22 protein-coding genes are annotated in these 20,608 nt (G+C 61.0%); all 22 read right to left on the bottom strand.

Annotated features, from left to right (window positions below; genetic code table 11):
• Nucleotides 1-149: 149 nt before the first annotated feature.
• Nucleotides 150-1,034, bottom strand: a complete 885-nt coding sequence (locus tag G485_RS0100210; protein ID WP_027090831.1) for a hypothetical protein — start codon at nucleotides 1,032-1,034, stop codon at nucleotides 150-152.
• 26 nt (nucleotides 1,035-1,060) lie between these two features.
• Nucleotides 1,061-2,017 carry a helix-turn-helix transcriptional regulator gene (locus tag G485_RS0100215; RefSeq protein ID WP_027090832.1) on the bottom strand — a complete coding sequence of 319 codons (957 nt, stop codon included), beginning with the start codon at nucleotides 2,015-2,017 and terminating at the stop codon, nucleotides 1,061-1,063.
• Between the two features lie 404 nt (nucleotides 2,018-2,421).
• Nucleotides 2,422-3,870, bottom strand: a complete 1,449-nt coding sequence (gene proS / locus G485_RS0100220; RefSeq protein WP_027090833.1) for a proline--tRNA ligase — start codon at nucleotides 3,868-3,870, stop codon at nucleotides 2,422-2,424.
• Nucleotides 3,871-3,896: 26 nt separating this feature from the next.
• Entirely contained in the window at nucleotides 3,897-5,159 is a 1,263-nt protein-coding gene (rseP, locus tag G485_RS0100225; protein ID WP_027090834.1) for an RIP metalloprotease RseP, read from the bottom strand.
• A 98-nt stretch (nucleotides 5,160-5,257) separates the two neighbouring features.
• On the bottom strand, nucleotides 5,258-6,400 hold the full coding sequence (locus G485_RS0100230; protein WP_027090835.1) for a 1-deoxy-D-xylulose-5-phosphate reductoisomerase: 1,143 nt from the start codon (nucleotides 6,398-6,400) through the stop codon (nucleotides 5,258-5,260).
• A gap of 38 nt (nucleotides 6,401-6,438) precedes the next feature.
• Nucleotides 6,439-7,230, bottom strand: a complete 792-nt coding sequence (locus G485_RS0100235; protein WP_027090836.1) for a phosphatidate cytidylyltransferase — start codon at nucleotides 7,228-7,230, stop codon at nucleotides 6,439-6,441.
• Nucleotides 7,231-7,235: 5 nt separating this feature from the next.
• Nucleotides 7,236-8,042, bottom strand: coding sequence for an isoprenyl transferase (locus G485_RS0100240; protein WP_027090837.1), 807 nt, complete (start codon nucleotides 8,040-8,042; stop codon nucleotides 7,236-7,238).
• Between the two features lie 63 nt (nucleotides 8,043-8,105).
• Nucleotides 8,106-8,660: a ribosome recycling factor gene (gene frr / locus G485_RS0100245; RefSeq protein WP_027090838.1), complete on the bottom strand. Its 555-nt coding sequence runs from the start codon at nucleotides 8,658-8,660 to the stop codon at nucleotides 8,106-8,108.
• Nucleotides 8,661-8,662: 2 nt separating this feature from the next.
• The gene (gene pyrH, locus G485_RS0100250; protein ID WP_027090839.1) at nucleotides 8,663-9,391 is read right to left on the bottom strand and encodes a UMP kinase; all 729 of its coding nucleotides are present in this window, start codon (nucleotides 9,389-9,391) and stop codon (nucleotides 8,663-8,665) included.
• Between the two features lie 97 nt (nucleotides 9,392-9,488).
• Nucleotides 9,489-10,139 carry a translation elongation factor Ts gene (tsf, locus tag G485_RS0100255; RefSeq protein ID WP_027090840.1) on the bottom strand — a complete coding sequence of 217 codons (651 nt, stop codon included), beginning with the start codon at nucleotides 10,137-10,139 and terminating at the stop codon, nucleotides 9,489-9,491.
• A 129-nt stretch (nucleotides 10,140-10,268) separates the two neighbouring features.
• Nucleotides 10,269-10,967 (bottom strand): 30S ribosomal protein S2, encoded by a 699-nt coding sequence (gene rpsB / locus G485_RS0100260; RefSeq protein WP_027090841.1) that lies wholly within the window; start codon nucleotides 10,965-10,967, stop codon nucleotides 10,269-10,271.
• Nucleotides 10,968-11,136: 169 nt separating this feature from the next.
• On the bottom strand, nucleotides 11,137-11,652 hold the full coding sequence (locus G485_RS0100265; RefSeq protein WP_027090842.1) for an MltG/YceG/YrrL family protein: 516 nt from the start codon (nucleotides 11,650-11,652) through the stop codon (nucleotides 11,137-11,139).
• On the bottom strand, nucleotides 11,645-12,250 hold the full coding sequence (locus G485_RS0100270) for a DUF6115 domain-containing protein (protein ID WP_027090843.1): 606 nt from the start codon (nucleotides 12,248-12,250) through the stop codon (nucleotides 11,645-11,647). The genes G485_RS0100265 and G485_RS0100270 overlap by 8 nt, the downstream gene beginning before the upstream one ends.
• A 28-nt stretch (nucleotides 12,251-12,278) precedes the next feature.
• Complete coding sequence (locus tag G485_RS0100275) at nucleotides 12,279-12,602, bottom strand: hypothetical protein (RefSeq protein ID WP_027090844.1); 324 nt, start codon at nucleotides 12,600-12,602, stop codon at nucleotides 12,279-12,281.
• A 17-nt stretch (nucleotides 12,603-12,619) separates the two neighbouring features.
• A complete protein-coding gene (locus G485_RS0100280; protein ID WP_027090845.1) occupies nucleotides 12,620-14,026 on the bottom strand; it encodes a DUF342 domain-containing protein in 1,407 nt (468 codons plus the stop codon).
• A gap of 30 nt (nucleotides 14,027-14,056) precedes the next feature.
• The gene (locus tag G485_RS0100285; protein ID WP_027090846.1) at nucleotides 14,057-14,842 is read right to left on the bottom strand and encodes a FliA/WhiG family RNA polymerase sigma factor; all 786 of its coding nucleotides are present in this window, start codon (nucleotides 14,840-14,842) and stop codon (nucleotides 14,057-14,059) included.
• Between the two features lie 16 nt (nucleotides 14,843-14,858).
• A complete protein-coding gene (locus G485_RS0100290) occupies nucleotides 14,859-15,269 on the bottom strand; it encodes a hypothetical protein (RefSeq protein WP_027090847.1) in 411 nt (136 codons plus the stop codon).
• 1 nt (nucleotide 15,270) lies between these two features.
• On the bottom strand, nucleotides 15,271-15,765 hold the full coding sequence (locus G485_RS0100295) for a chemotaxis protein CheD (protein WP_027090848.1): 495 nt from the start codon (nucleotides 15,763-15,765) through the stop codon (nucleotides 15,271-15,273).
• Nucleotides 15,762-16,349, bottom strand: a complete 588-nt coding sequence (locus tag G485_RS0100300) for a chemotaxis protein CheC (protein WP_420805714.1) — start codon at nucleotides 16,347-16,349, stop codon at nucleotides 15,762-15,764. The genes G485_RS0100295 and G485_RS0100300 overlap by 4 nt, the downstream gene beginning before the upstream one ends.
• A 36-nt stretch (nucleotides 16,350-16,385) precedes the next feature.
• Nucleotides 16,386-16,847, bottom strand: a complete 462-nt coding sequence (locus G485_RS0100305) for a chemotaxis protein CheW (RefSeq protein WP_027090850.1) — start codon at nucleotides 16,845-16,847, stop codon at nucleotides 16,386-16,388.
• Nucleotides 16,848-16,878: 31 nt separating this feature from the next.
• Nucleotides 16,879-18,987 carry a chemotaxis protein CheA gene (locus tag G485_RS0100310; protein WP_027090851.1) on the bottom strand — a complete coding sequence of 703 codons (2,109 nt, stop codon included), beginning with the start codon at nucleotides 18,985-18,987 and terminating at the stop codon, nucleotides 16,879-16,881.
• 38 nt (nucleotides 18,988-19,025) lie between these two features.
• Nucleotides 19,026-20,528 carry a protein-glutamate methylesterase/protein-glutamine glutaminase gene (locus G485_RS0100315; RefSeq protein ID WP_027090852.1) on the bottom strand — a complete coding sequence of 501 codons (1,503 nt, stop codon included), beginning with the start codon at nucleotides 20,526-20,528 and terminating at the stop codon, nucleotides 19,026-19,028.
• Nucleotides 20,529-20,608: the final 80 nt, after the last annotated feature.

The raw sequence follows: 20,608 nt of genomic DNA on the forward strand, positions 1-20,608 counted from the left end.
GCTTTGCGGTGATCATTCAGATGCGAGTAAGCGCGTCGCTTTGATTTCTGAATGATGAACAAAATCGCTATTAGTTATTCTACCTTTTCTATCAAGAACCATCAATAGACATCGGTCGACAATCGGGCGGGAGGGTTGAAAAGGGGACGTCAGAGAACGCCGTAGGATTTGATCGTACGAAGCCGATCCACCGCTAGCAAGCCGCGCCATTCCGACTCGCCTGCCGGGCTAACCGCCGCGAAGGACAGCGGCCAGCCGCCGTCCTCCCGCTGCTGCCGAATTAAGGCGTTCAAGTGGCGTTCGACGTCCGCCTCGGATACGAACTTGCGCGCGTAACTGTCCGGGGACGGCGCCCAATCGAGCACCTTCTGCACGTAGCCTTCGGTGTCCGGGTTCCGCTCGATCGTCGTCGGCAGGCGAAGCCAGCCGTCGAGGACGCGGGCCGCTTCGGCCGCCCGCTCGCGTTCGGGCGTATGGCGGAGAAAGTGAATCCATTGAACGCCGTCATGATAATGGTGCGGCTCGGTCGTTTCGAATTGGCGCCAGACGTAGCGGACGCTCCGTTCGAACCAAGGCTCGCGGACGATCTCCGGGCGGGCGGTTTGCTTGTACAGCAGGCCGAGGATCGTGCCCGTCGGATTGATGGAAGGAGCGGCGTCCGAATCGGTCTTCCACCACGGGGCGTGCGGGTAGGTCTGGGCATCGCGGAAAACGAGGGGGAACCCCCCATTCGGGAGCGCAATGCGTTGCAAATAGTTCGCGATGCCGTCCAAAATCGGCGAATCGAATCCGTCCACTTCGTCGAGAATGTGAAGCGCCATCTCCGTCGGCACCGGCTGGCTCTGCGGACAGCGGATGTCCGGCTCGAGCGCGTGGCCGAAGCCGCCGTCGGGGTTTTGATACGCCTGCAGCGCCGACAGCACCGCCTTCTTCGTGCCTCCTTCGAAATGATACTCGTAGCGCCTTCTGTCCAGCAGCCTCGCGTTGTTGTAAATGAATGCTCTCGCCCGCTCCAAAAGTTCGCGACTGCTCATGCCCATTGGCTCCCTTCGTTCGATCTTCAGCTGTTTTCGGCATCCTCGTTCGGCCGGTACTTGCGCCGCATTTCGCTCGCCTTCTCGTAAAGTTCCCGCCGGAGCCGTTCCGGCTCGATCACTTCCGCGTCCGTTCCCATGCCGAAAAACCATTTGACCGCCCATTCCCACTCGGATGCCGGACAATCGAAGTCGATCTCCCATTCGTCGTCGCCCGTCTGCCTGACGCATTCGCCGACATGCTCGTCTTGCTCCGCCAGAAGCGCCCCGCGGTAGGTCAGCTTGGCGACAATGCGCTCCGTGCGGCCTTCCTTGCCGCCTCGAGCCGGACGAACGCCCGGAGAGGTCCGATCGTTCGGGGCGTCCGGCAACGTTTCGACCTTCTCGAACCGGTCTGCGCGGAACGTTCGTTCTTCCCCATGCGCCGTGGAATAAGCTTCGCAGTACCAGAAGCCGTGCGCTGCGTAGATTTTCCTGGGGAGAAGGTCCAGCCAGCGCTTGCGGCGCTCCGAGCGATAAAGGACGCGCAGCCAGCGGGATTGCGCCGCATTCTCCATCAAGGCGGCCAGATGGGGCGCTTTGACGCTGCGTTGGGGAACTTGAATTTCGACGCGTTCAAGCGCCGGCTCGACCTGCCGGAGCGTCTGCTCGGGAAGGGCGGCGCGAAGCTTGTCCATCGCCGTCCATCTCGCTTCGCGGAACGGCGTGTCCGCCATTTTCGCCACCGCCGACAGGGCGAAAAGCACGGCCAGCGCTTCCCCGGCGTCGAACTGCAAGGGGGGCAGGCGGAATCCCTCCATGAGGCGGAACCCGCCCCCGGGACCGCTGACGGCGTAAATCGGGACGCCGATCTCGGAGAGCGATTGCATATCCCGCAGAATCGTCCGTTTGGACACTTCCAATTTGTCCGCGATGGCGCCGGCGTTCACCGGACCTTGCTGCAGCGCGATCAGCAGCGCCATTAACCTGTCGTGCCTCTTCAAGCTCGCTCCCCCTCGCTTCGAATCCAAGTATAGCAGCGAATCGGTGACAACAGGGTGTCACCGATTTCAGCCGGCTTGCGGATTTTTTTATCCGCAGCGGCGCCGCGAGGGAGGCTTGGCCTGCTTAGCCTGCTTGCTCCGCAATGCCTCTTCCACTCGCTGTGACGCTTTCACGCATATGTACCTCCAAAATTGAGCTTCTTTCGCTCTCCGTGCCGTTTTTCCCGCCCATGTACTTCAAATATTGAGCCTCCAGAGCTCCCTATGCCAACTTTCCGCCAATGAGAGGAACCCAGTTCCTCTCCTCCGCTCGCCGCGCCGCAGAACCCTCTGCCCGCCCCGCACTAACGCGGACAAATGCAACTAGAGCCGCCCGACCGGACGGCTCCTGGTGCAAATTCCTATCAATACGCTCTCGCAAACACAACCGTATGCTTCGATTCGTCGCCGCAGACGAGACATTTCGTCTTCGTCTCGGCCGGCTCGAACGGAATGTTCCGGCTCGTCGCGCCGGTCTCCTCCTTGACCTGCTTCTCGCACGCTTCGGAGCCGCACCAGCCGGCGAGCGCGAAGCCGCGCTTCTCTTCAAGCGCAGATTTGAGCTCGTCCAGCGTCTCGATGGAGAAGAAGTGCTCCTCGCGGAACTTCAGCGCCCGGTCGAACATCTCGCGGTGCACCTCGTCCAGCATCGCCCGGACTTCCTCGACCAAGCGGTCCAGCGGCACCTGCTTCTTCTCGCCGCTGACGCGGGAGACGAGCACGCAGACGCCGTTCTCCAGATCGCGCGGCCCGAGCTCGAGACGAACCGGAATGCCGCGCATCTCGTACTCGTTGAACTTCCAACCGGGCGACACGTCGGACCGGTCGTCGACGCGAACGCGAACGCCGGCCGCTTTGAGCTGCGCGAACAGCTCATCCGTCTTCGCGATAACCTGCTCGCGCGACTTCGGCGGGCCGATCGGAATCATAATGACCTGCGTCGGCGCGACCTTCGGCGGCATGACCAATCCGCGGTCGTCGCCGTGCACCATAATCAGCGCGCCGATCAGGCGGGTGCTGACGCCCCAGGATGTCGTATGGCAGTATTCCTGGGTATTTTCGCGGCTCAAATATTTAATGTCGAACGCAACGGCGAAGTTCGTGCCGAGATAGTGCGACGTACCCGCCTGCACGGCGCGGCCGTCCTTCATCATCGCTTCGATGGAGTACGTGTCCACCGCGCCCGCGAACTTCTCGGACGGCGTCTTCTGCCCCCGGATGACCGGAATCGCCAGCACGTTCTCGGCGAAATCCGTGTAGACGTCCAGCATCGTCATCGTTTCTTTGCGGGCGTCTTCCTCGTTCTCGTGCGCCGTATGGCCTTCCTGCCAGAGGAACTCGCTCGTGCGCAGGAACGGCAGCGTTCTTTTCTCCCAACGGACGACGTTCGCCCATTGGTTGATCAGCAGCGGCAGATCGCGGTACGAGTTGATCCACTTGGCGTACATATGCCCGATCATCGTCTCCGACGTCGGACGGATCGCCAGGCGCTCCTCCAGCTTCTCCCCGCCGGCCTCGGTCACCCAAGGCAGCTCCGGATTGAACCCCTCGACGTGCTCTTTCTCCTTCTGGAAAAAGCTCTCGGGAATGAACAGCGGGAAGTAGGCGTTGCGGTGCCCCGTCTCCTTGAACCGGCTGTCCAGCTCGCGCTGGATGTTCTCCCACAGCTCGTAGCCGTCCGGACGGAACACGATGCACCCGCGCACCGGCGAGTAGTCCATCAGCTCGGCCTTCTTGATGACGTCGATATACCAGCGGGAGAAATCTTCGCTTTGCGGCGTAATTTCGGTAACAAACGATTTGTCCTTCGACATGACGAATCCCCAACCCCTACAACGGCTTAATTTTTGACCAGTCGCAAAATATCGTTATACGTGACGACGACCATGAGCAGCATCAGCATGGCGAACCCGATAAAATGCACCATGCTCTCCCGGTTCGGATCGACCGGCTTGCCGCGGACGGCTTCCAACCCGATGAAGATGAGCCGGCTCCCGTCGAGCGCCGGAATCGGCAGCAAGTTGAAGATGCCCAAGTACAAGCTAAGAATCGCCGACCACAGCGTAAGCTGCGGCAGGCCTTGCTTGGCAATCTCACCCGTCATCTGCGCGGTGCGCACCGGTCCGCCCAGATCGTCCAGCTTGAATTCGCCGAAGATCAGCTTCCGGAAGCTCTCGAAAATGTTCTTGGTCGTATCTACCATCGAGGTGCCGGCGAATTTGAGCGTCTCTCCGATTCCCGGCCGCCGCATCTCCGGACTGAGATAGACGCCGACTTTGCCCGTCGCTTTGTCCGGCGTCACCGACAACTCCAGCTCTTTGCCCTTGCGCTCGACGATCCACTTCATCGGCTTGCCCGCGGATGCCGTGATCTTGCCGACGAGCACGCTGCTGTCGCCGACGATCTCCTCGCCGTTCACCGACTTGATCCAGTCGCCTTTGTGCAGCCCGGCCTGTGCCGCAGGCATGCCGGCTTCCGTGCCGCTGACGATCACCTTCGTCGAATTTTCGACGGGCACGCCGGACATTTGCAGGTAGACGATGAACAACATAAACGCGAGAATGAAGTTCATCATCGGACCGGCGAAAATCGCCATCGCGCGCTTGCCGGTGGACACGCCGCCGAATTGGCGGTCGATGGGCGCGATTTGCGTCTCTTGACCCCGGGCGACGATCAGCGCCTGCGGATGAACGTCGTAACGCTGAATGTCGCCATCCACGTCCAGCGTGACGAACAGATCCCGCTCCAGATCGAGCGCTTTGACTTCGCCGCGCATGATATTCGTCCGCTCGTTCAGCCGATCGAGATAGAAGCGGGTCGCTTTGCCGTCCTTAAGGCGAACGCCGACCGTCTGCCCCGGCTGCATCTCCACCACTTCGGGATCTTCGCCGGCCATCCGGACGAAGCCGCCCGCAGGCAGCAGCCGAAGCGTGTACCGGGTCTCGCCCCGTTTGATCGAGAACAGCTTCGGTCCGAAGCCGATGGCGAACTCGCGAACGAGAATGCCCGCGCGGCGGGCAAAGTAGAAATGTCCGAATTCATGAATCGTGACGAGCACGAAAAAGACCAACACGACAAGGAATACGATCTGTACCATTTGCATCCTACACTACCCCCGTTGCCTGTGACGGCTGTCCTTAGATTAACATTATTCTCCGAGCCGTTACAAGAGAATACGGGAAGGGCGGCGGATTGTCTCAATTATTTGAGGGCGTCCGCTTCGCGGCGCGCCCACGCGTCGGTCTCCAGAATCGCGGCCAAATCCGGATGAGGCGTCGGCGTATGCTTCGCCAGCACCCGCTCGATGATGGTCTCGATCGCAAGGAACGGAATGTCGCCGCGCAGGAATCGGGCCACGGCGGATTCGTTCGCCGCATTGAAGACGGTCGTCGCCGTTCCTCCCGTCCGCCCCGCCTCGTAAGCGAGTTTGAGACAAGGATACCGTTCGAAGTCCATCGGCCGAAAATGAAGCGTGCCCGCCTTGAGCAGATCGAGAGGCGAAGCGGGCGACGGGCGGCGTTCGGGATACGTAAGAGCGTATTGGATCGGCACCCGCATGTCGGGATTGCCGAGCTGCGCGATGACGCTTGTGTCCGCGAATTCGACCATCGAGTGAACGATGCTCTCCGGATGCAGAACGACGTCGATCCGATCGTACGGCAAATCGAACAGCCAATGGGCTTCGATCACCTCGAGCCCTTTGTTGACCATCGTCGCGGAATCGATCGTAATCTTCGCGCCCATCGACCAGTTCGGGTGCTTGAGCGCGTCCTCCACCGTGACGTCCGCGAGCTGATCCCTCGTCCGGTCCCGAAAGCTGCCGCCGGAAGCCGTCACGATCAGCCGCTTGACCGCTTTGCGGTCTTCCCCGTTCAGGCATTGGAAAATCGCCGAATGCTCGCTGTCCACCGGAAGAATCGGCACGCCCTTCTCTTGCGCCCGCTTCATGACCAGGTGCCCGGCGGTCACGAGCGTCTCCTTGTTGGCCAGCCCGATCGCCGCGCCCGCCTCGATCGCCGCGAGCGTGGACGTCAGGCCGAGGCTGCCCACCAGCGCGCACACGACGTAATCGGCGCCGGAGGCGGCCGCCACTTCGATCAAGCCTTCTTCGCCGAAGACGATCTTCGTCCCTGCCGGCAGCCGGTGGCGGAGGCTGTCGGCCAGCTCCCGCGTCCCCACGGACACGATGCGCGGACGGAATTGCTCCGCCTGCCGAAGCAGCAGCTCTGCGTTCGCGCCGGCCGCCAGCCCGACGACCTCGTACGCCTCCGGGTTCCGCGATACGACGTCCAACGTCTGCGTGCCGATCGATCCGGTGCTGCCCAGCACGGCCACTTTTTTTATCGCCATCGTTCTCCTCCGCAATCTCTATGTATCTGATGTTAAGCAGGAAGCAAATGCAGCAAATGGACGAGCGGGAACACGATCAGCCAGCTGTCCGTGCGGTCCAGCACGCCGCCGTGGCCCGGCAGCAGGTTTCCGGTGTCCTTGACGCCGCGGAACCGCTTGTACGCCGACTGGATCAAATCGCCCATCGTTCCGGCGATCGCAGCCGCAAGGGCGATAACGACGGCTCGTCCGAACCCGAGCCAGTCCGGCTGGACGAAATGGAACGCGAGCGCTACAAGAACGGCGGTCACCAAGCCGCCGACGGCGCCCTCCACCGTCTTGTTCGGACTGATCGCCGGCCACAGCTTGCGCTTGCCGACGGCCTTCCCGACGAAATAGGCGCCCGCGTCCGAAGCCCAGATGCTCAAGAACGTCAGCAGCGACCAGAACAGGCCGTGCTCCAACCCGCGCGTTTCGGCCATAAAGCGAAAACCGAGACCGATATAGACCGCCCCGAGGAAAAGCAGGCTGGCATGCTCGAGCTGGATCCGGTTTTTGCTCAGAACGGTCGCGGCCAGCAAGACGAACAGCAGCAGCCAGATCAAGGTAAAGATCGGAGGCGAGCTCCAACCGAGCGGCAGACGCGGCAGCGCCAGAAGCAAAACGGCGACGTACCCGACGAGGATGTCTCCTCTTGCCCTGGGCAGCCCGTTCAACCGGACGTATTCGCTGAACCCGATCAAGGCCAGCGAAGCGAGCAGCGCCTCGTAATATCCGTCGCCGAGCAGCAGCAGCGCGATAAAGCCCGCGCCGGCCACTACGCCGGTGACCAATCGTTGAGCCATCGGCTTTAAAGCCCCCCGTAGCGGCGAGCCCGGCGCTGATATTCGCGGATCGCCTCATAGAAGTGTTGTTCCGTAAACGCCGGCCAATAGACGTCGGTAAACCAGAACTCGCTGTAAGCGAGCTGCCAGAGCATAAAGTTCGAGAGGCGCAGCTCCCCGCTCGTTCGAATCAATAAATCCGGGTCCGGCAGCCAGCCGGACAGCAGACTGGCGCTGAAATCCTCTTCGCTGATGGCGTCGGGATCGATCTCGCCGTTCGCGGCTTTGCGGGCCAGCTTGCGGGCCGCTTCGACCATCTCCATCCGGCTGCCGTAATTCAATGCGAAATTAAGCACCAGTCCGGTGTTGTTTTCGGTTTTGCGCACGGCTTCTTCGATGGCGTACAGCGTGTAATCGGGAAGCAGATCCCGCACGCCCATCATTTTCACCTGCACGTTGTTCTCGATCAATTCGTCCAATTCGAGCGCCAGAAACTCCTGCGGGAGCTTCATCAGAAATTCCACTTCCGACTTGGGCCGCTTCCAATTCTCCGTGGAGAACGCGTACATCGTCAAATAACGAACGCCGATGTGGTCGGCCGCTTTCGTAATTCGCTTGACCGTCTTCATGCCGTTGTGATGCCCGGCGATGCGCGGCAAGCCGCGCGCCTTCGCCCAGCGTCCGTTGCCGTCCATAATGATCGCCACATGCTGCGGCACATTCTCCGATGACAACTCTTCCAATGATCCGCCGGACGACTCGCCGGCCTGACGATCTTGCGTCGTGCCGTCTTGCAATCGGCGGAACCAGCCGCTGCCGAAACGCTTCACCATGGTCGTTCCTCCCGTTTCAAGAACAATAAACCCCACCTGACGGAGGGGTCGGAGTACAAGGCGTTACACTTCCATAATTTCTTTTTCTTTGGCGGCCAGAATTTTGTCCACTTCCGCGACGAAGCGGTCGGTAAGCTTCTGGACGTCCTCTTGATGGCGTCTGGATTCGTCTTCGGAGATTTCGCTCTTCTCCAGCTTCTTGATGTCGTCGTTGGCGTCGCGGCGAATGTTGCGGATCGCAACCTTCGCTTCTTCGCCGAATTTCTTCGTCGATTTGACCAGATCCGCCCGGCGCTCTTCCGTCAGCGGAGGCACGACGAGCCGGATGATCGTTCCGTCGTTCGCCGGCGTCAGGCCGACGTCGGATTTCAGAATGGCCTTCTCGATTGCCGCCAGAGCGGACTTGTCCCACGGCTGAATGACCAGCGTGCGGGAATCCGGCGTCGTGATCGAGCCCAATTGGTTGACTGGCGTAGGCGTTCCGTAATATTCCGCTTGCACGCGGTCGAGAATCGCGGGGGTCGCCCGTCCCGCCCGCAGCGTCGCCAAATCGCGCTTTAGCGCGGCAATCGCTTTTTCCATCCGCTCTTCCGCATGTTTCTTGATCGCTTGAGGCACTGTCAATTCACGCTCCCCTTCACAATCGTACCTATTTTTTCGCCCAATACGGCACGCTTAATATTGCCTTGCTCGGTGATGGCAAATACAAGCAACGGAATATTGTTGTCCATGCAGAGGGATGAGGCCGTAGAGTCCATAACGCCCAGATTTTTGTTCAGGACATCGAGATAGGTGAGCTGTTCGTATTTCTCGGCCGTCGGATCCTTGAACGGATCCGCGCTGTAGACGCCGTCCACCTTGTTCTTGGCCATCAGGATGACTTCGGCCTCGATCTCGGCGGCGCGAAGCGCGGCGGTCGTGTCGGTGGAGAAGAACGGATTGCCCGTTCCGGCGGCGAAAATGACGACGCGGCCCTTCTCCAGATGCCGGATCGCCCGGCGGCGGATATACGGCTCCGCGATCTGCTGCATGGCGATTGACGTCTGAACGCGCGTCGGCACGTCGATCTGCTCAAGCGCGTCCTGCAGCGCCAGCGAGTTCATGACCGTCGCTAGCATGCCCATGTAATCCGCGGTCGCGCGGTCGATGCCCTTTTGGCTGCCGGAAATGCCGCGCCAGATGTTGCCGCCTCCGCATACGATCGCGACTTCCACGCCAAGCTCGACCACTTCCTTCACCTGCTCGGCGATCGATTGGATCGTCGTCGCATCGATACCGTATCCGTTCGACCCGGACAGCGACTCTCCGCTGACCTTCAACACAACGCGCTTGTATACGGGACGATTCATTGGTACCTCCATCATTCTATTCGGGTTGCCGGCTGCCGCAGCCGCCGCTTCGTTCAAAAAAAGGGAACACGGCGTGTTCCCTTAGAACGGATGAAACTTATGCTTTCACCTGTGCCATAACTTCTTCTACGAAGTTGTCTTGCTTCTTCTCAAGACCTTCGCCCAGCTCGAAGCGGACGAAGCGGCGGATGGAGATTTGCTCTCCGATCGTGGCGATTTTCTCGTTCAGCAGCGTTTGAACCGTTTTGTCCGGATCCTTGACGAACGCTTGCTCCAGCAGAACGTTCTCTTCGTAGAACTTGTTCAGGCGGCCTTCGACCATCTTGTCGACGATCTTCTCCGGCTTGCCTTCGTTAAGCGCCTGGGCGCGAAGAATTTCGCGTTCTTTGTCCAGCTCGGCTTGCGGAACTTCTTCGCGGCGCACGAATTTCGGACTCGCGGCGGCGATGTGCATCGCGATGTCGCGAACGAGCTCCTTGAATTGATCCGTCATGGCGACGAAGTCGGTCTCGCAGTTGACTTCGACCAGAACGCCGATGCGGCCTGCGCCGTGAATATACGATTCTACGCGGCCTTCCGTCGCGATGCGGTCGCCCTTCTTGGCCGCCGCCGCAAGGCCTTTCTCGCGCAGAAGCTCGGCGGCTTTCGTCAGATCGCCGTTCGCTTCCTCCAGCGCTTTCTTACAATCCAGCATGCCCGCTCCCGTTCTCTCGCGGAGCGTCTTTACGTCTGCTGCGTTTACTGCCACGTGGACAACCTCCTGTTATTACCGTTGCGGCCCGGCCGCATACGAATGATAAAAGATCCTTCAAAAAAAGGGCGGCAAGAAGGTTCGCTTCTGACCACCCTTTGCTTCACGATTGCTTGTCGCCGTCTCTTATTCCGTCGCTTCTTCGCCTTGGCGGGCTTCGACGATGGCGTCGGCCATTTTGGACGTCAACAGCTTAACGGCGCGGATGGCGTCGTCGTTACCCGGAATGACATAGTCGATCTCGTCCGGATCGCAGTTCGTGTCGACGATGCCGACGATCGGGATGCCCAGCTTGCGGGCTTCCGCAACGGCGATGCGCTCTTTGCGCGGATCGATAATGAACAGCGCGTCCGGAAGCTTGCGCATGTTCTTGATGCCGCCGAGGAACTTCTCGAGGCGCTCCTTCTCCTTGCGAAGAAGGATGACTTCTTTCTTCGGAAGCACATCGAACGTGCCGTCTTCTTCCCATTTCGTCAGCTGATGCAGACGGTCCGTACGCTTCTGGATCGTGGAGAAGTTGGTCAGCGTGCCGCCGAGCCAACGTTGGTTGATGTAGTATTGGCCGCTGCGCTCCGCTTCTTCCTTCACGGAGTCTTGCGCTTGCTTCTTCGTGCCGACGAACAGCATCGTGCCGCCGTTCTCCGCCAGCTGGCGAACGAAGTTGTAAGCCTCGTCTACTTTTTTAACCGTTTTTTGCAGGTCGATAATGTAAATGCCGTTCCGTTCAGTAAAGATGTACTTATCCATTTTCGGGTTCCAGCGACGGGTTTGGTGACCGAAGTGTACCCCAGCTTCGAGAAGCTGCTTCATGGAGATAACTGCCATCTTAACTGCACCTCCTAGTGGTTTTTGTAGGTGAATCTCCTCCGCCGGTCGCATCTTCCGTCAGAACTTCCCGAATGGAAAGCACCGCTGACGAAATTGAACGGCGTGCGTTTTTTCACACCGGGTAATACTATACCATATCGACACCGCCCGCGCAATGTCTCAACGCTCAATTTTTGCCACGGGTCAATTCGGCGATAATCTGCTCGTACGACGGCTTGCCGGTGAAAACGCACACGCCGACGCGAAGCTTGTTCGCGTAAGGCTTCGCTTGCCGGATGAAAGCCGCTTTGTCGTCGATTAGACCGATCCCCTTCAGTCCGTTCGCCACATCCTGCAGCGAAGCTTTCTCCCATATGTAGAACATGATCGTCCGCTCGCCGGAGCCGGAAGCGGCGCTCTTCCCGGCGGACGCCTTGGCCGCGGCTTCCGCCGCTTGCTTCGCTTCGGCGACGGCCTGATCGAGCTGCTGCTGCGTATAGGTTTTGTCCCCTACGGTTCCCGAACGGACGAGGTCGTAGCCTTTCGCTCCCGCTTCATTCTTCAGTTCCTCGAGACTTAGCGGCTCGTTCGGCAGCCGGTCCGATCCGGATACGGAATCGGCGGCGGTCATCAATTGCAGCACGGCGGCGCCGAGCGCGATTCCGAGGCCGAAGCCGATCAGCCATCCCCGACGTTTACGCACGCTGCATCTCCTCCCGTCTCGCCAGCTGCAAAATCAATTGGACTTCGCCCTTGTTCATGCCGAGCGTCTTGGCGATTTGCTCGATCGAGCGTCCGCGCCGGTGCAGGTCCAGCAGCTCGGCGTACCGGCTGCCGATCGTATCGGCCGCGGCGAGCGCTTCTTCGCTCCGGGCGGCCGGACCCGCCTCTTCCCCGGCTTCGCTCCCGGGAACGGGCGTCGAGTCGGCCGCCTCTCCCGCCGCGGGGGGCGCCGCGACCGCCGCCGGATCGGACGGCGCTTGCGACGGAGGCTGCGCCGCCGACCGGGGCGGAGCATCTGCCGGGGAACCGCGATCCGGCCGTTCGGCCATCTGCATCTCCAGCTCGCGAATCCGCCGGCTCAGCAAGCCGACCTTCTCTTCCTGTTCCTTCTTAAATATAGCGACGGCGTCGAGCAATTCCCGATTTTCCGCCTCCAGATCTTCCAGCAGCCGGTCGTACGCTTCTTCTCCGCGAAGAGCGCTCCCGTCCGCGGAAGCTTTCGCGCCGGATTTGGGGAGCAGCCAGCCGTATCCGGCGATCGCAACTCCCGTAAGCACAAGGGTTACCCAAGGCTCCATCTGCTTGCCACCTTTCCCATGGCGCCCGTTAAAGCGAAATATCGAGATGTTTTCCTTTGTAAGGGTGCGCGGGCTTCTCTTCGCCTTCGCCCGGCTCCGAATCGCCCTGGCGGCCGCCCTTGCGTCCGGACGGATGCTTCTCTCGCTCCCGGGGCTCCTTCTCCGAAATCGTTCGTTTGGCGGCCGATTCCAGCTTGGCGTTGCTCCTCGCTTGCCGTTCCGCCTTCTTCATCGCCTGCTGGCCCAGCGCGGCTTGCTCCATGGCGGAGCGCTGCTGTTGCTGCTGCTGCATGGGCGACAATTCCAACGTGCGCGGCAACGAAGTTTGCAGATCGACAGGTTTGTAGCTCACCGAGATCACCTTCCGGTTTAAACGTAGGGAACGAGAACGATCTCTCCGTCGGAGAAACGAAAAGACACGCGCTGGACGCTGTCTTTGACAAAACGCGTATACCGGCCGATGACGATTTTGGTGCCGCCGTAGATCGTATGGATCGCGTCCACCCGCGCCGATTCCGTGTCGTCCAGCGTCTTCTCGATTTCCAGAACCGCTTCCTTGGCGGCCTGCAGCTCCTCCGCCGTTTGCTTGCGGGTGGCCGTCACCTTGATCCGCATGGCCAGCCGGTCCGAGGTCAGTTGGCCGGCCGCCGCCATCTGGTTCAGCATCGCCAGCGCCTTGTCCGCCTTGTCCAGACTTTCCGTCATCGTACGAATTCGGCTTCTCAGCTCGTTCAGCTCCTGGCGCAGCTCCGGGCGGACGCCGACTTCCACGACGGTCGCCGTCGACATTGCATTGCCGATCATCCGCGCGGTGACGCGGTCGCCGGCCTGTACAACGCCGCCGACAACGAGCCCCTTCGAGCCCATGCAGACGACGTTGCGGCCCGCCCTCACGTTCGAGTGCATGATGCTCTGCGTGACGAGCACGTCCTCGCCGGCCGTGACGTTGCCCTCCTGAATGAAGGAGCAGCGAACCGAGCGCCCCGCTTTGACCCATCCTTTGTTGCTGCCGATGATGCCGCCGGATACTTCAATGGAGCCTTCCGACTCCACTTCCGCGCCTTCGATGCCCCCGGTGACGCGAATGTCCCCGGAGGCCCGGATTTTGAAGCCGGTCAGCACGTTGCCCCGGATGACGACGGTGCCGACGAAGTCGATATTGCCGATATTGTAATCGACGTCGCCGTTTACTTCATAGACCGGAAAGACGTTCAGCTTGTCTTTGTCCGTCTGCGTCACCAGGCCGTCGATCGCCGCGTACATGCCGGTCTTGTCCTCGTTGACGACGACGTTCTTGCCGATTTTGAAATGCGATTCCTTGCCGTCTTTCGCCGGAATCTCCGCGCCGGTCACATCGATGCCGGCCTCTCCCGGCTCGGGCGGGTACCGTTCGGCGATCAGCTGTCCGGCCTTCACGTTGGCAAGCTGCACGATGTCCTTGTAATCGACGCTGCCGTCTTCCCGTTCCACGGGCTTGCGCGCCTCGGCGCCGAGATTGAACAGCACTTTGACGAAGCCGTCCTTGCCGTTCCGGGGAGGCGTGCCGTTCGCGATAACGGTCTGGCTGAAGTAAAAATCCTGGGGCCGGTCGCAGATCAGGCGAAGCGTATCCTGCAGCACCCCATGCTTCACGCCGCTTGCGGCGATAAATCGTTCCAGTTCCGGAACGGACAGCTTCAGATTGCCTTCCGTGCGTTTGAAAACCAAATAAGCATGCATCTTGTCTTCGGAGATCGTGATCTGCATGACTTCGTCCAAAACGGGTTTCGGCTCGATAGACACCCGCCTCACCTCCAAGTCAATGGGTCATTTATGTAACAGCTGATCCTTCTGTTTGCCCAGTGCTGCCCGTAACCGTAGGATGGCCTTGGAGTGAAGTTGCGAGATTCGGGACGGAGACAATGACATCACTTCGGCAATCTCGCTCAGCGACAAGTCCTCGTAATAGAATAAGGACACGACCGTCCGCTCTTTGGGGGTCAGCCGCTCGATTCCCATCGTGAGCGATTCTTTGAGAAACGTCTCGTGAACTTTCGATTCGGGATTGACCGCCTTGTCGTCGACGAGCATCGACAGCCGGGTCTCGGACTCTTCCTCCCGAATCGGATCCTCCAGCGAGCAGACGGTTGCGACCGCCACTTCCTGAAGCATCTGCTGGAACTCTTTGAGCGATATGTTCAAATAGTCGCATACTTCCTCGTCGGAGGCCGAACGCAGGTTTCGTTGCTCCAAGGCGGCGTATGCGTCCTCCATTTTTTTCGCTTTGTCGCGTACGGACCGCGGAACCCAGTCTCCCTGGCGAAGCCCGTCGATAATGGCGCCCCGGATTCTCCAGGAAGCGTATGTCTCGAATTGGAGCCCGCGCCGGTAATCGAATTTCTCGATGGCGTCGATCAATCCCATCACACCGTTGCTGGCCAGGTCTTCCTTGCCCACGTTCTTGGGCAAACCGACGGCCATTCGGCTCGACACGTAGTCGACCAGCGGCAAATAATGCTCGATCAGCTTCTTCTTCGCTTCCGGATTCCCTTCGTCTTTCCAGCTCCGCCAAACTTCTTGATGGGACAGCCGTGAACGGTTTTGATCGGTCATCTTCGCTTCACCATCCTTATTCGTCCGTCAATCGGCGAACCGCATGGACAACGTCTTCGGTCTTCGGATGATCCAACGACACCAGCTTCTCGGGCTTGAGCGGCTGGAAGCCGGCGACGGGCCGATCCTTGCCGTCGGCCCCCTGGTCCTTCATCAGATCGGTCAGTCCGCCGCCGTCGTCCGGCGTCGTCAGATCGATCACCGCGCCCCGTTCATCCTCGGGGAGCGCGGCCCTCGCCGTCGCCGCCGGCCGGAGCAGAATACCCAGCACGTAGCGGACGGCTAGCGACAAAGCGGCATAAGCGAGAAATGCGTACAAGGTGCGCAGAAGCGTCGTGCCTATCGTATTGCTTGAAACCTGGAACAGAAAGGTCAACAGGGCGCCGAAAACGCCGAAGCCGACCGTCCAACGCCATGTACCCGTCATGTCAAATCTCCTTTACTCCATACTGCACGCTGCGAACGGTGAGCACGCCGCTCCGGCTGTCGAATTCGATCGTGCGGCCGTAATTGCCACCCGTATCCTCCGACATGACCGGAATAGCCCACTTATCCAGCTCCCGCTTGACCGATTCCACGTTGCGGGGACCGATGCGAAGGCTGTCGCTCCCGCCGGCGAAGGCGAACATCTGCGCGCCGCCGGCCAGCTTCGCCACCAGCCGTTTGCGGTCGGCGCCCAATTGGACGACCCGATTCAGCAGCTCGGGAATCGCCGTGTCCGCGTACTTGGCGATATTCAGCTGGCCTTCGCGGGCGATGTCCGACGAAGGGAGCATAATATGGGCCATCCCGGCCACCTGCCGCTGCGGATCGAACAGCGTCAGACCGACGCACGACCCGAGCCCGGTCGTCTTGAGCACCGCGCCTTCCGCCGCGACGTTCAAATCGGCCATTCCGACTTTGACGAAGTTCCCGTCTGTCATTCGAGCGGCACTCCCAGCGAGACGAATATTTTCTCGAACGATTCCGGGTCGGGAATGAAATAGAAATGCCCTTCCGCCTCTTGCCGCCCCCTCAGGAACGTCGTATCGATCAGCAGCGCGTCGTCCCCCATCGTGCCGAACTGAAGAAGGCCGTAGCTGAGAATCGCCCCCGCCATGTCGACCGCGACGGAAGGAACGGAGGGCGACATGGCGAGCCCGGTCAAATCGGCCAGCGAGGACAAGTACGAGCCTGCGAGAATGTTGCCGATCTCGCAGAGCGCGGAGAGCTCCAGCTCCGAGTAACCGCCGTCGCCCGCCGGCTCGAAGCCGGCCAGGCCTTGCAGCAGCAGCTTCGCCTGAAGGCGGCTCATCAGGAAAAACATGTTGCCGGGCGCATCTCCGTCAACCCGCAAGAACACGGCGACAACCACTTCCTCCGGGCCGCCGACGCGGTCGGCGATCGATTCGAAGGGGACGAAGCTGACGGTCGGAACGGCCATGTCGACCGGCTTGTCCAGCAGCCGGGACAGCGCCGTCGCGGCGTGGCCGGCCCCGATATTGCCGACCTCCCGCAGCACGTCCATTTTGAAATCGGGATTGTGGTTGAACAGCTTCACGGTTTATTCCCCGAGCTGTTCCAGCTGGATGATCTCGGAGCGGTTCAGCACTTCCGACAGATTCATTAGAATAAGCAACCGGTTGTCGCCGAATTTGGCCACGCCGCTCAAATACTTGGCTTTGATGCCGCCTACGACTTCCGGCGGAACCTCGATCGTGTCGCTCATGATGTCGATGACGTCGTTCGCCGAGTCGACGATGAAGCCGACTTCCAGGTCGTTCGCCGCGACGATGATGATCCGGGAATTGTCGGTCGGCTCGGTCTCCGCAAGCCCGAATCGGCCGCGCAAATCGATGACCGGAATGACGACGCCCCGCAGGTTGATGACGCCCTTGACGAATGCCGGCGTCTTGGGGACGCGGGTAATCGGCATCATCCGTTCGATCGTGCGAACCTTGTCCACCTCGATGCCGTACTCTTCCTGCCCTAACGTAAAGACAATTACCTTCAATTCCTCTGCCATGAGCTGGTCCTCCTCGATTCCTCCGGAATTTTTACTTGATGAGCGCGTTGGGGTCGACGATCAGGGCGACTTGGCCGTCTCCCAAAATCGTGGCTCCCGATATCAGCTTCTGGTTGCCCAAATACTTGCCCAGCGTCTTCAGGACGATCTCGCTCTGCGAAATAAATTCCTCCACCATGACGGCGGCGAGCTTGTCGCCCTTCCGGATAATGACCGTCTCCGTCTCCGTCTCGCCGTCGTCCCGGTAATCGGGCGCGTCGAGAATTTGGGCCAGCGACAGAATGGGAATGATCGAGTTCCGGTATTCGATCACCCGGTTGCCCTGCAAGTCGCGGATGTCTTCCCGGCGGACGGCCGCCGTCTCCACGATCGAGGTGAGCGGGATCGCGTACTTCTCCGATCCGAGCTTCACGAGCATGGCCGAGATGATGGAGAGCGTGAGCGGCAGCTGGATGGAAAACTTCGAGCCGCGCCCGAGCTCGGAGGTGACGGACACCCGGCCGCCGAGCGATTCGATCTTCGACTTGACGACGTCCAGCCCGACGCCGCGGCCCGAGATGTCGGAGATTTTGTCCGCGGTGCTGAACCCGGCCGCGAAAATGAGCATGTTGATCTCGTCGTCCGACAGCTTCTTCGCTTCCTCCGGCGTGACGACGCCGCGCTTGATGGCGATGTCGAGCACCTTCGGCCGGTTGATGCCGTTGCCGTCGTCCTCGATCTCGATGAAGACGTGGTTGCCGCTATGATAAGCGCGCAGGTGGACGGTTCCCGTCTCCGGCTTGCCGGCGGCGAGCCTTACGGACGGCTGCTCGATGCCGTGGTCGACCGAGTTGCGGATCAGGTGAACGAGCGGATCGCCGATCTCGTCGATGACGGTGCGGTCCAGCTCCGTCTCCGCTCCGGTAATGACCAGCTCGAGCTTCTTGTCGAGCGATTTGGCCAAATCCCGCACCATGCGGGGGAACCGGTTGAAGACGCTCTCGACCGGCACCATCCGCAGCTTGAGCACGATATTTTGCAAGTCGCCGCCGACTCTCGCCAAATGCTCGACCGTCTCGGTCAAGTCGTTGCGGCGAATCTCCGAGGCAAGCTGCTCGAGCCGCGCCCGGTCGATCAGAAGCTCGCTCAGCAGGTTCATCAGCGTATCGAGCCGGTCGATGTCGACCCGGATCGTACGGCTCGCGACGCCGCCGGATGCGGCGGGACGGGGCGGACCGGATTCCGTCGGCCTAGAGGAGGCCGGAGCGGATTGGGCCGGAGATGGAGACGGAGAAGCCGGTGCGGCCGGGGCTGCAGCGGCCGTCTCGCGAACCGCCCGGAAGCCTTCCTGGCTGGCCGCTTCCTTCGACTGATCCAGCTCGGCGAGGGAAGAGCGGTCGACGGCCATAATCGTCACCGATTCGATCTCCGACACGTTCAGAATGCTCTCCCGTAGCTGCTCCAGGCCGATCCGCGAAATATAGTAGACCGAGAAGCTCTTGTCGAACTTGTCTTGTTCGAGGTCCTGTACGGAAGGATGCGCCTTGACGACCTCCCCGTTCTTCTCGAGCAGGTCGAATACCATGTAGGCGCGAACCGCCTTCAGCACGCAATCGTCGCGGATAAACACCTCGATGTGGAACACCTGAAGGCCGCTGTCCACCGACTGTTCGAGAACCGACAGCTGGTACTGGTCCAGCAGCAGCTCCGTCGCGACCAGCGGCTTGTCCGACGCCTCCCCGGCCGAAGCCGCGGGCGCGGCACCGCCCGCGGCGGCGAAATCGCCGCGAACGATCGCCTGAAGCTTTGCGACAAGAGCGCTGACGTCCGCTTTGCCCGTTCCGCCGTTCACGACGTCTTGCACCATGCCTTCTAGCGCGTCCAGACATTGGAACAGCGTATCGAAGATCGTTCCGTTCATCGCGAGCTTGCCGTTGCGGACCAGGTCGAGCACGTTCTCCATGTCGTGGGTCAACGAGGCGAGATCCTCGAACCCCATCGTCGCAGACATTCCCTTCAGCGTGTGCGCGGAACGGAAAATGACCTGCACGATCCCGATATCTTCCGGCGACTGCTCCAGTTGAAGCATATTCTCGTTAAGCGACTGCAAGTGCTCGCTCGCTTCGTCGATAAAAATGGACAGGTACTGATTCATTTCCACTGTACGGACACCTCCTGGTTGGCTGGTCTTGCCTCGGTCTATTTGTTGCGGGCGCTCACCTCTCGGACGAGAGCCGGGGCGATCTCCTGCAGGCGGAGGACGTGCGACGCCGCCCCGAGTTCGACGGCCGAGCGGGGCATCCCGTACACGACGCACGTCTGCTCCGCCTCCGCGATCGTCGTCTCCGCGCCGTCCTCCCGAAGCGCCTTCATGCCCTTCGCGCCGTCGCTGCCCATTCCGGTCATGACGACGATATGGCGCTTCAGTCCCTTGCAGCCGAGCAGCGACTCGAACAGCTTGTCGACCGATGGCCGGTGGCCGCTGCGAGGCTCCTCGTCCGAGAGAACGATCCGGTAAGCGGAAGACGAAGGATCCTTCGCGAGAAGCATGTGCTTCCCGCCCGGAGCGATATAGGCGGTTCCGGACAAGACGGTCTCGCCGTCCTGCGCTTCGCAAACCCGGATTTCCGAGAACGAGTCCAGCCGCTGGGCAAGCGACTGCGTAAATTTCGGCGGCATATGCTGAACGATCAGAACGGGCGCCGGGAAATCGGCCGGAAGATTCGTCAGCACTTCATGCAGGGCGCGCGGTCCTCCCGTCGACGTGCCGATCGCCACCAGGTGCTCGAACGCGCTATTGCCCGCAGGCGCCTCTTTGGTTTTGCGGCCGGCGCCGCCCGCCGGCTCGGCCGGAGGCGGACGCTTCGCCAGAGGCCGCTCCGGCTGCTGGACGGAGCGGGAACGGGGCGGCTCCTTGAGGAGACCGGTCCGGTCGTCCCTCGCCGTTCTGGCGGACGGCGCCGGCTTGGCAAGCTTCGGAACGAGCGGCGCCGACTGCCCGTCTGCGGCCGGCCGGGGAAGGCCGTCTTCCGGCGGCGGCTCGCTCTTGGCCGGCTTCTTCCGGAGCGGATCCGGCTTCTTCGGCGGCGATTCCGCCGTCGGCCCGCCGGAACGGTCTGTTCCGTTCGGAGACGCTGGCGGATCCGCTGCGAGAGAAGGCCGTTCGGGCTCGCCCTGCGGCGGTTCGGCCGCAGCGGGCGGCTCCGGGAAGCGCTCGCCCGGGACGATCGCCTGCGGCTCCTCCTCCTGCTTGTCCGGCTTCTCCTCGACGGCCGGAAGCATCCGGTAATTGCCGCTGCGGGCCATCTCGACCGCGACGTGCAGCTTCTCGCGAAGCTGCTCCCCGACCAGCCGAATGTCGAGCTTGACCGACCTGTCCGGCTTGCGGATGAAGTCCACCGCGCCGTATTGCAGCGCCCGGATCGTATCGCGCGTGCCGTTGTCGGTCACCGCCGACAGCATGATGACCGGCGTCGGCCGCAGCGCCATAATCCGCTTCAACGCTTCCAGCCCGTTCATGGCCGGCATTTCCAGGTCCATCGTAATGACATCCGGCGCAAGTTCGATCGTCCGTTCGACCGCCTCCATGCCGTTGGCCGCCGTAGCGACCACTTCGAAGGACGGATCCGCCGAGATGAAGTCGCTGAACACCTTTCGCATGAAAGGGGAGTCGTCCACGACCAGTACTTTGAAGCTCGACATACGGTTGCCCCCTTTCATTTTTCTGTGTTGATGATCCGCAGATGACATGATCGGTTCCCCGCCGGCGGCGATCCGCTAAA

The organism is Cohnella thermotolerans DSM 17683 (assembly GCF_000429825.1).
GTDB classification, from domain to species: domain Bacteria; phylum Bacillota; class Bacilli; order Paenibacillales; family Paenibacillaceae; genus Cohnella; species Cohnella thermotolerans.

Coding starts and splice junctions, on each gene's coding strand:
- G485_RS0100210 (WP_027090831.1), bottom strand. CDS start 1,034: ATGAGCAGTCGCGAACTTTTGGAGCGGGCGAGAGCATTCATTTACAAC.
- proS (WP_027090833.1), bottom strand. CDS start 3,870: ATGTCGAAGGACAAATCGTTTGTTACCGAAATTACGCCGCAAAGCGAA.
- rseP (WP_027090834.1), bottom strand. CDS start 5,159: ATGCAAATGGTACAGATCGTATTCCTTGTCGTGTTGGTCTTTTTCGTG.
- G485_RS0100235 (WP_027090836.1), bottom strand. CDS start 7,230: ATGGCTCAACGATTGGTCACCGGCGTAGTGGCCGGCGCGGGCTTTATC.
- G485_RS0100240 (WP_027090837.1), bottom strand. CDS start 8,042: ATGGTGAAGCGTTTCGGCAGCGGCTGGTTCCGCCGATTGCAAGACGGC.
- pyrH (WP_027090839.1), bottom strand. CDS start 9,391: ATGAATCGTCCCGTATACAAGCGCGTTGTGTTGAAGGTCAGCGGAGAG.
- rpsB (WP_027090841.1), bottom strand. CDS start 10,967: ATGGCAGTTATCTCCATGAAGCAGCTTCTCGAAGCTGGGGTACACTTC.
- G485_RS0100270 (WP_027090843.1), bottom strand. CDS start 12,250: ATGGAGCCTTGGGTAACCCTTGTGCTTACGGGAGTTGCGATCGCCGGA.
- G485_RS0100285 (WP_027090846.1), bottom strand. CDS start 14,842: ATGACCGATCAAAACCGTTCACGGCTGTCCCATCAAGAAGTTTGGCGG.
- G485_RS0100290 (WP_027090847.1), bottom strand. CDS start 15,269: ATGACGGGTACATGGCGTTGGACGGTCGGCTTCGGCGTTTTCGGCGCC.
- G485_RS0100295 (WP_027090848.1), bottom strand. CDS start 15,765: ATGACAGACGGGAACTTCGTCAAAGTCGGAATGGCCGATTTGAACGTC.
- G485_RS0100300 (WP_420805714.1), bottom strand. CDS start 16,349: ATGGACGTGCTGCGGGAGGTCGGCAATATCGGGGCCGGCCACGCCGCG.
- G485_RS0100305 (WP_027090850.1), bottom strand. CDS start 16,847: ATGGCAGAGGAATTGAAGGTAATTGTCTTTACGTTAGGGCAGGAAGAG.
- G485_RS0100315 (WP_027090852.1), bottom strand. CDS start 20,528: ATGTCGAGCTTCAAAGTACTGGTCGTGGACGACTCCCCTTTCATGCGA.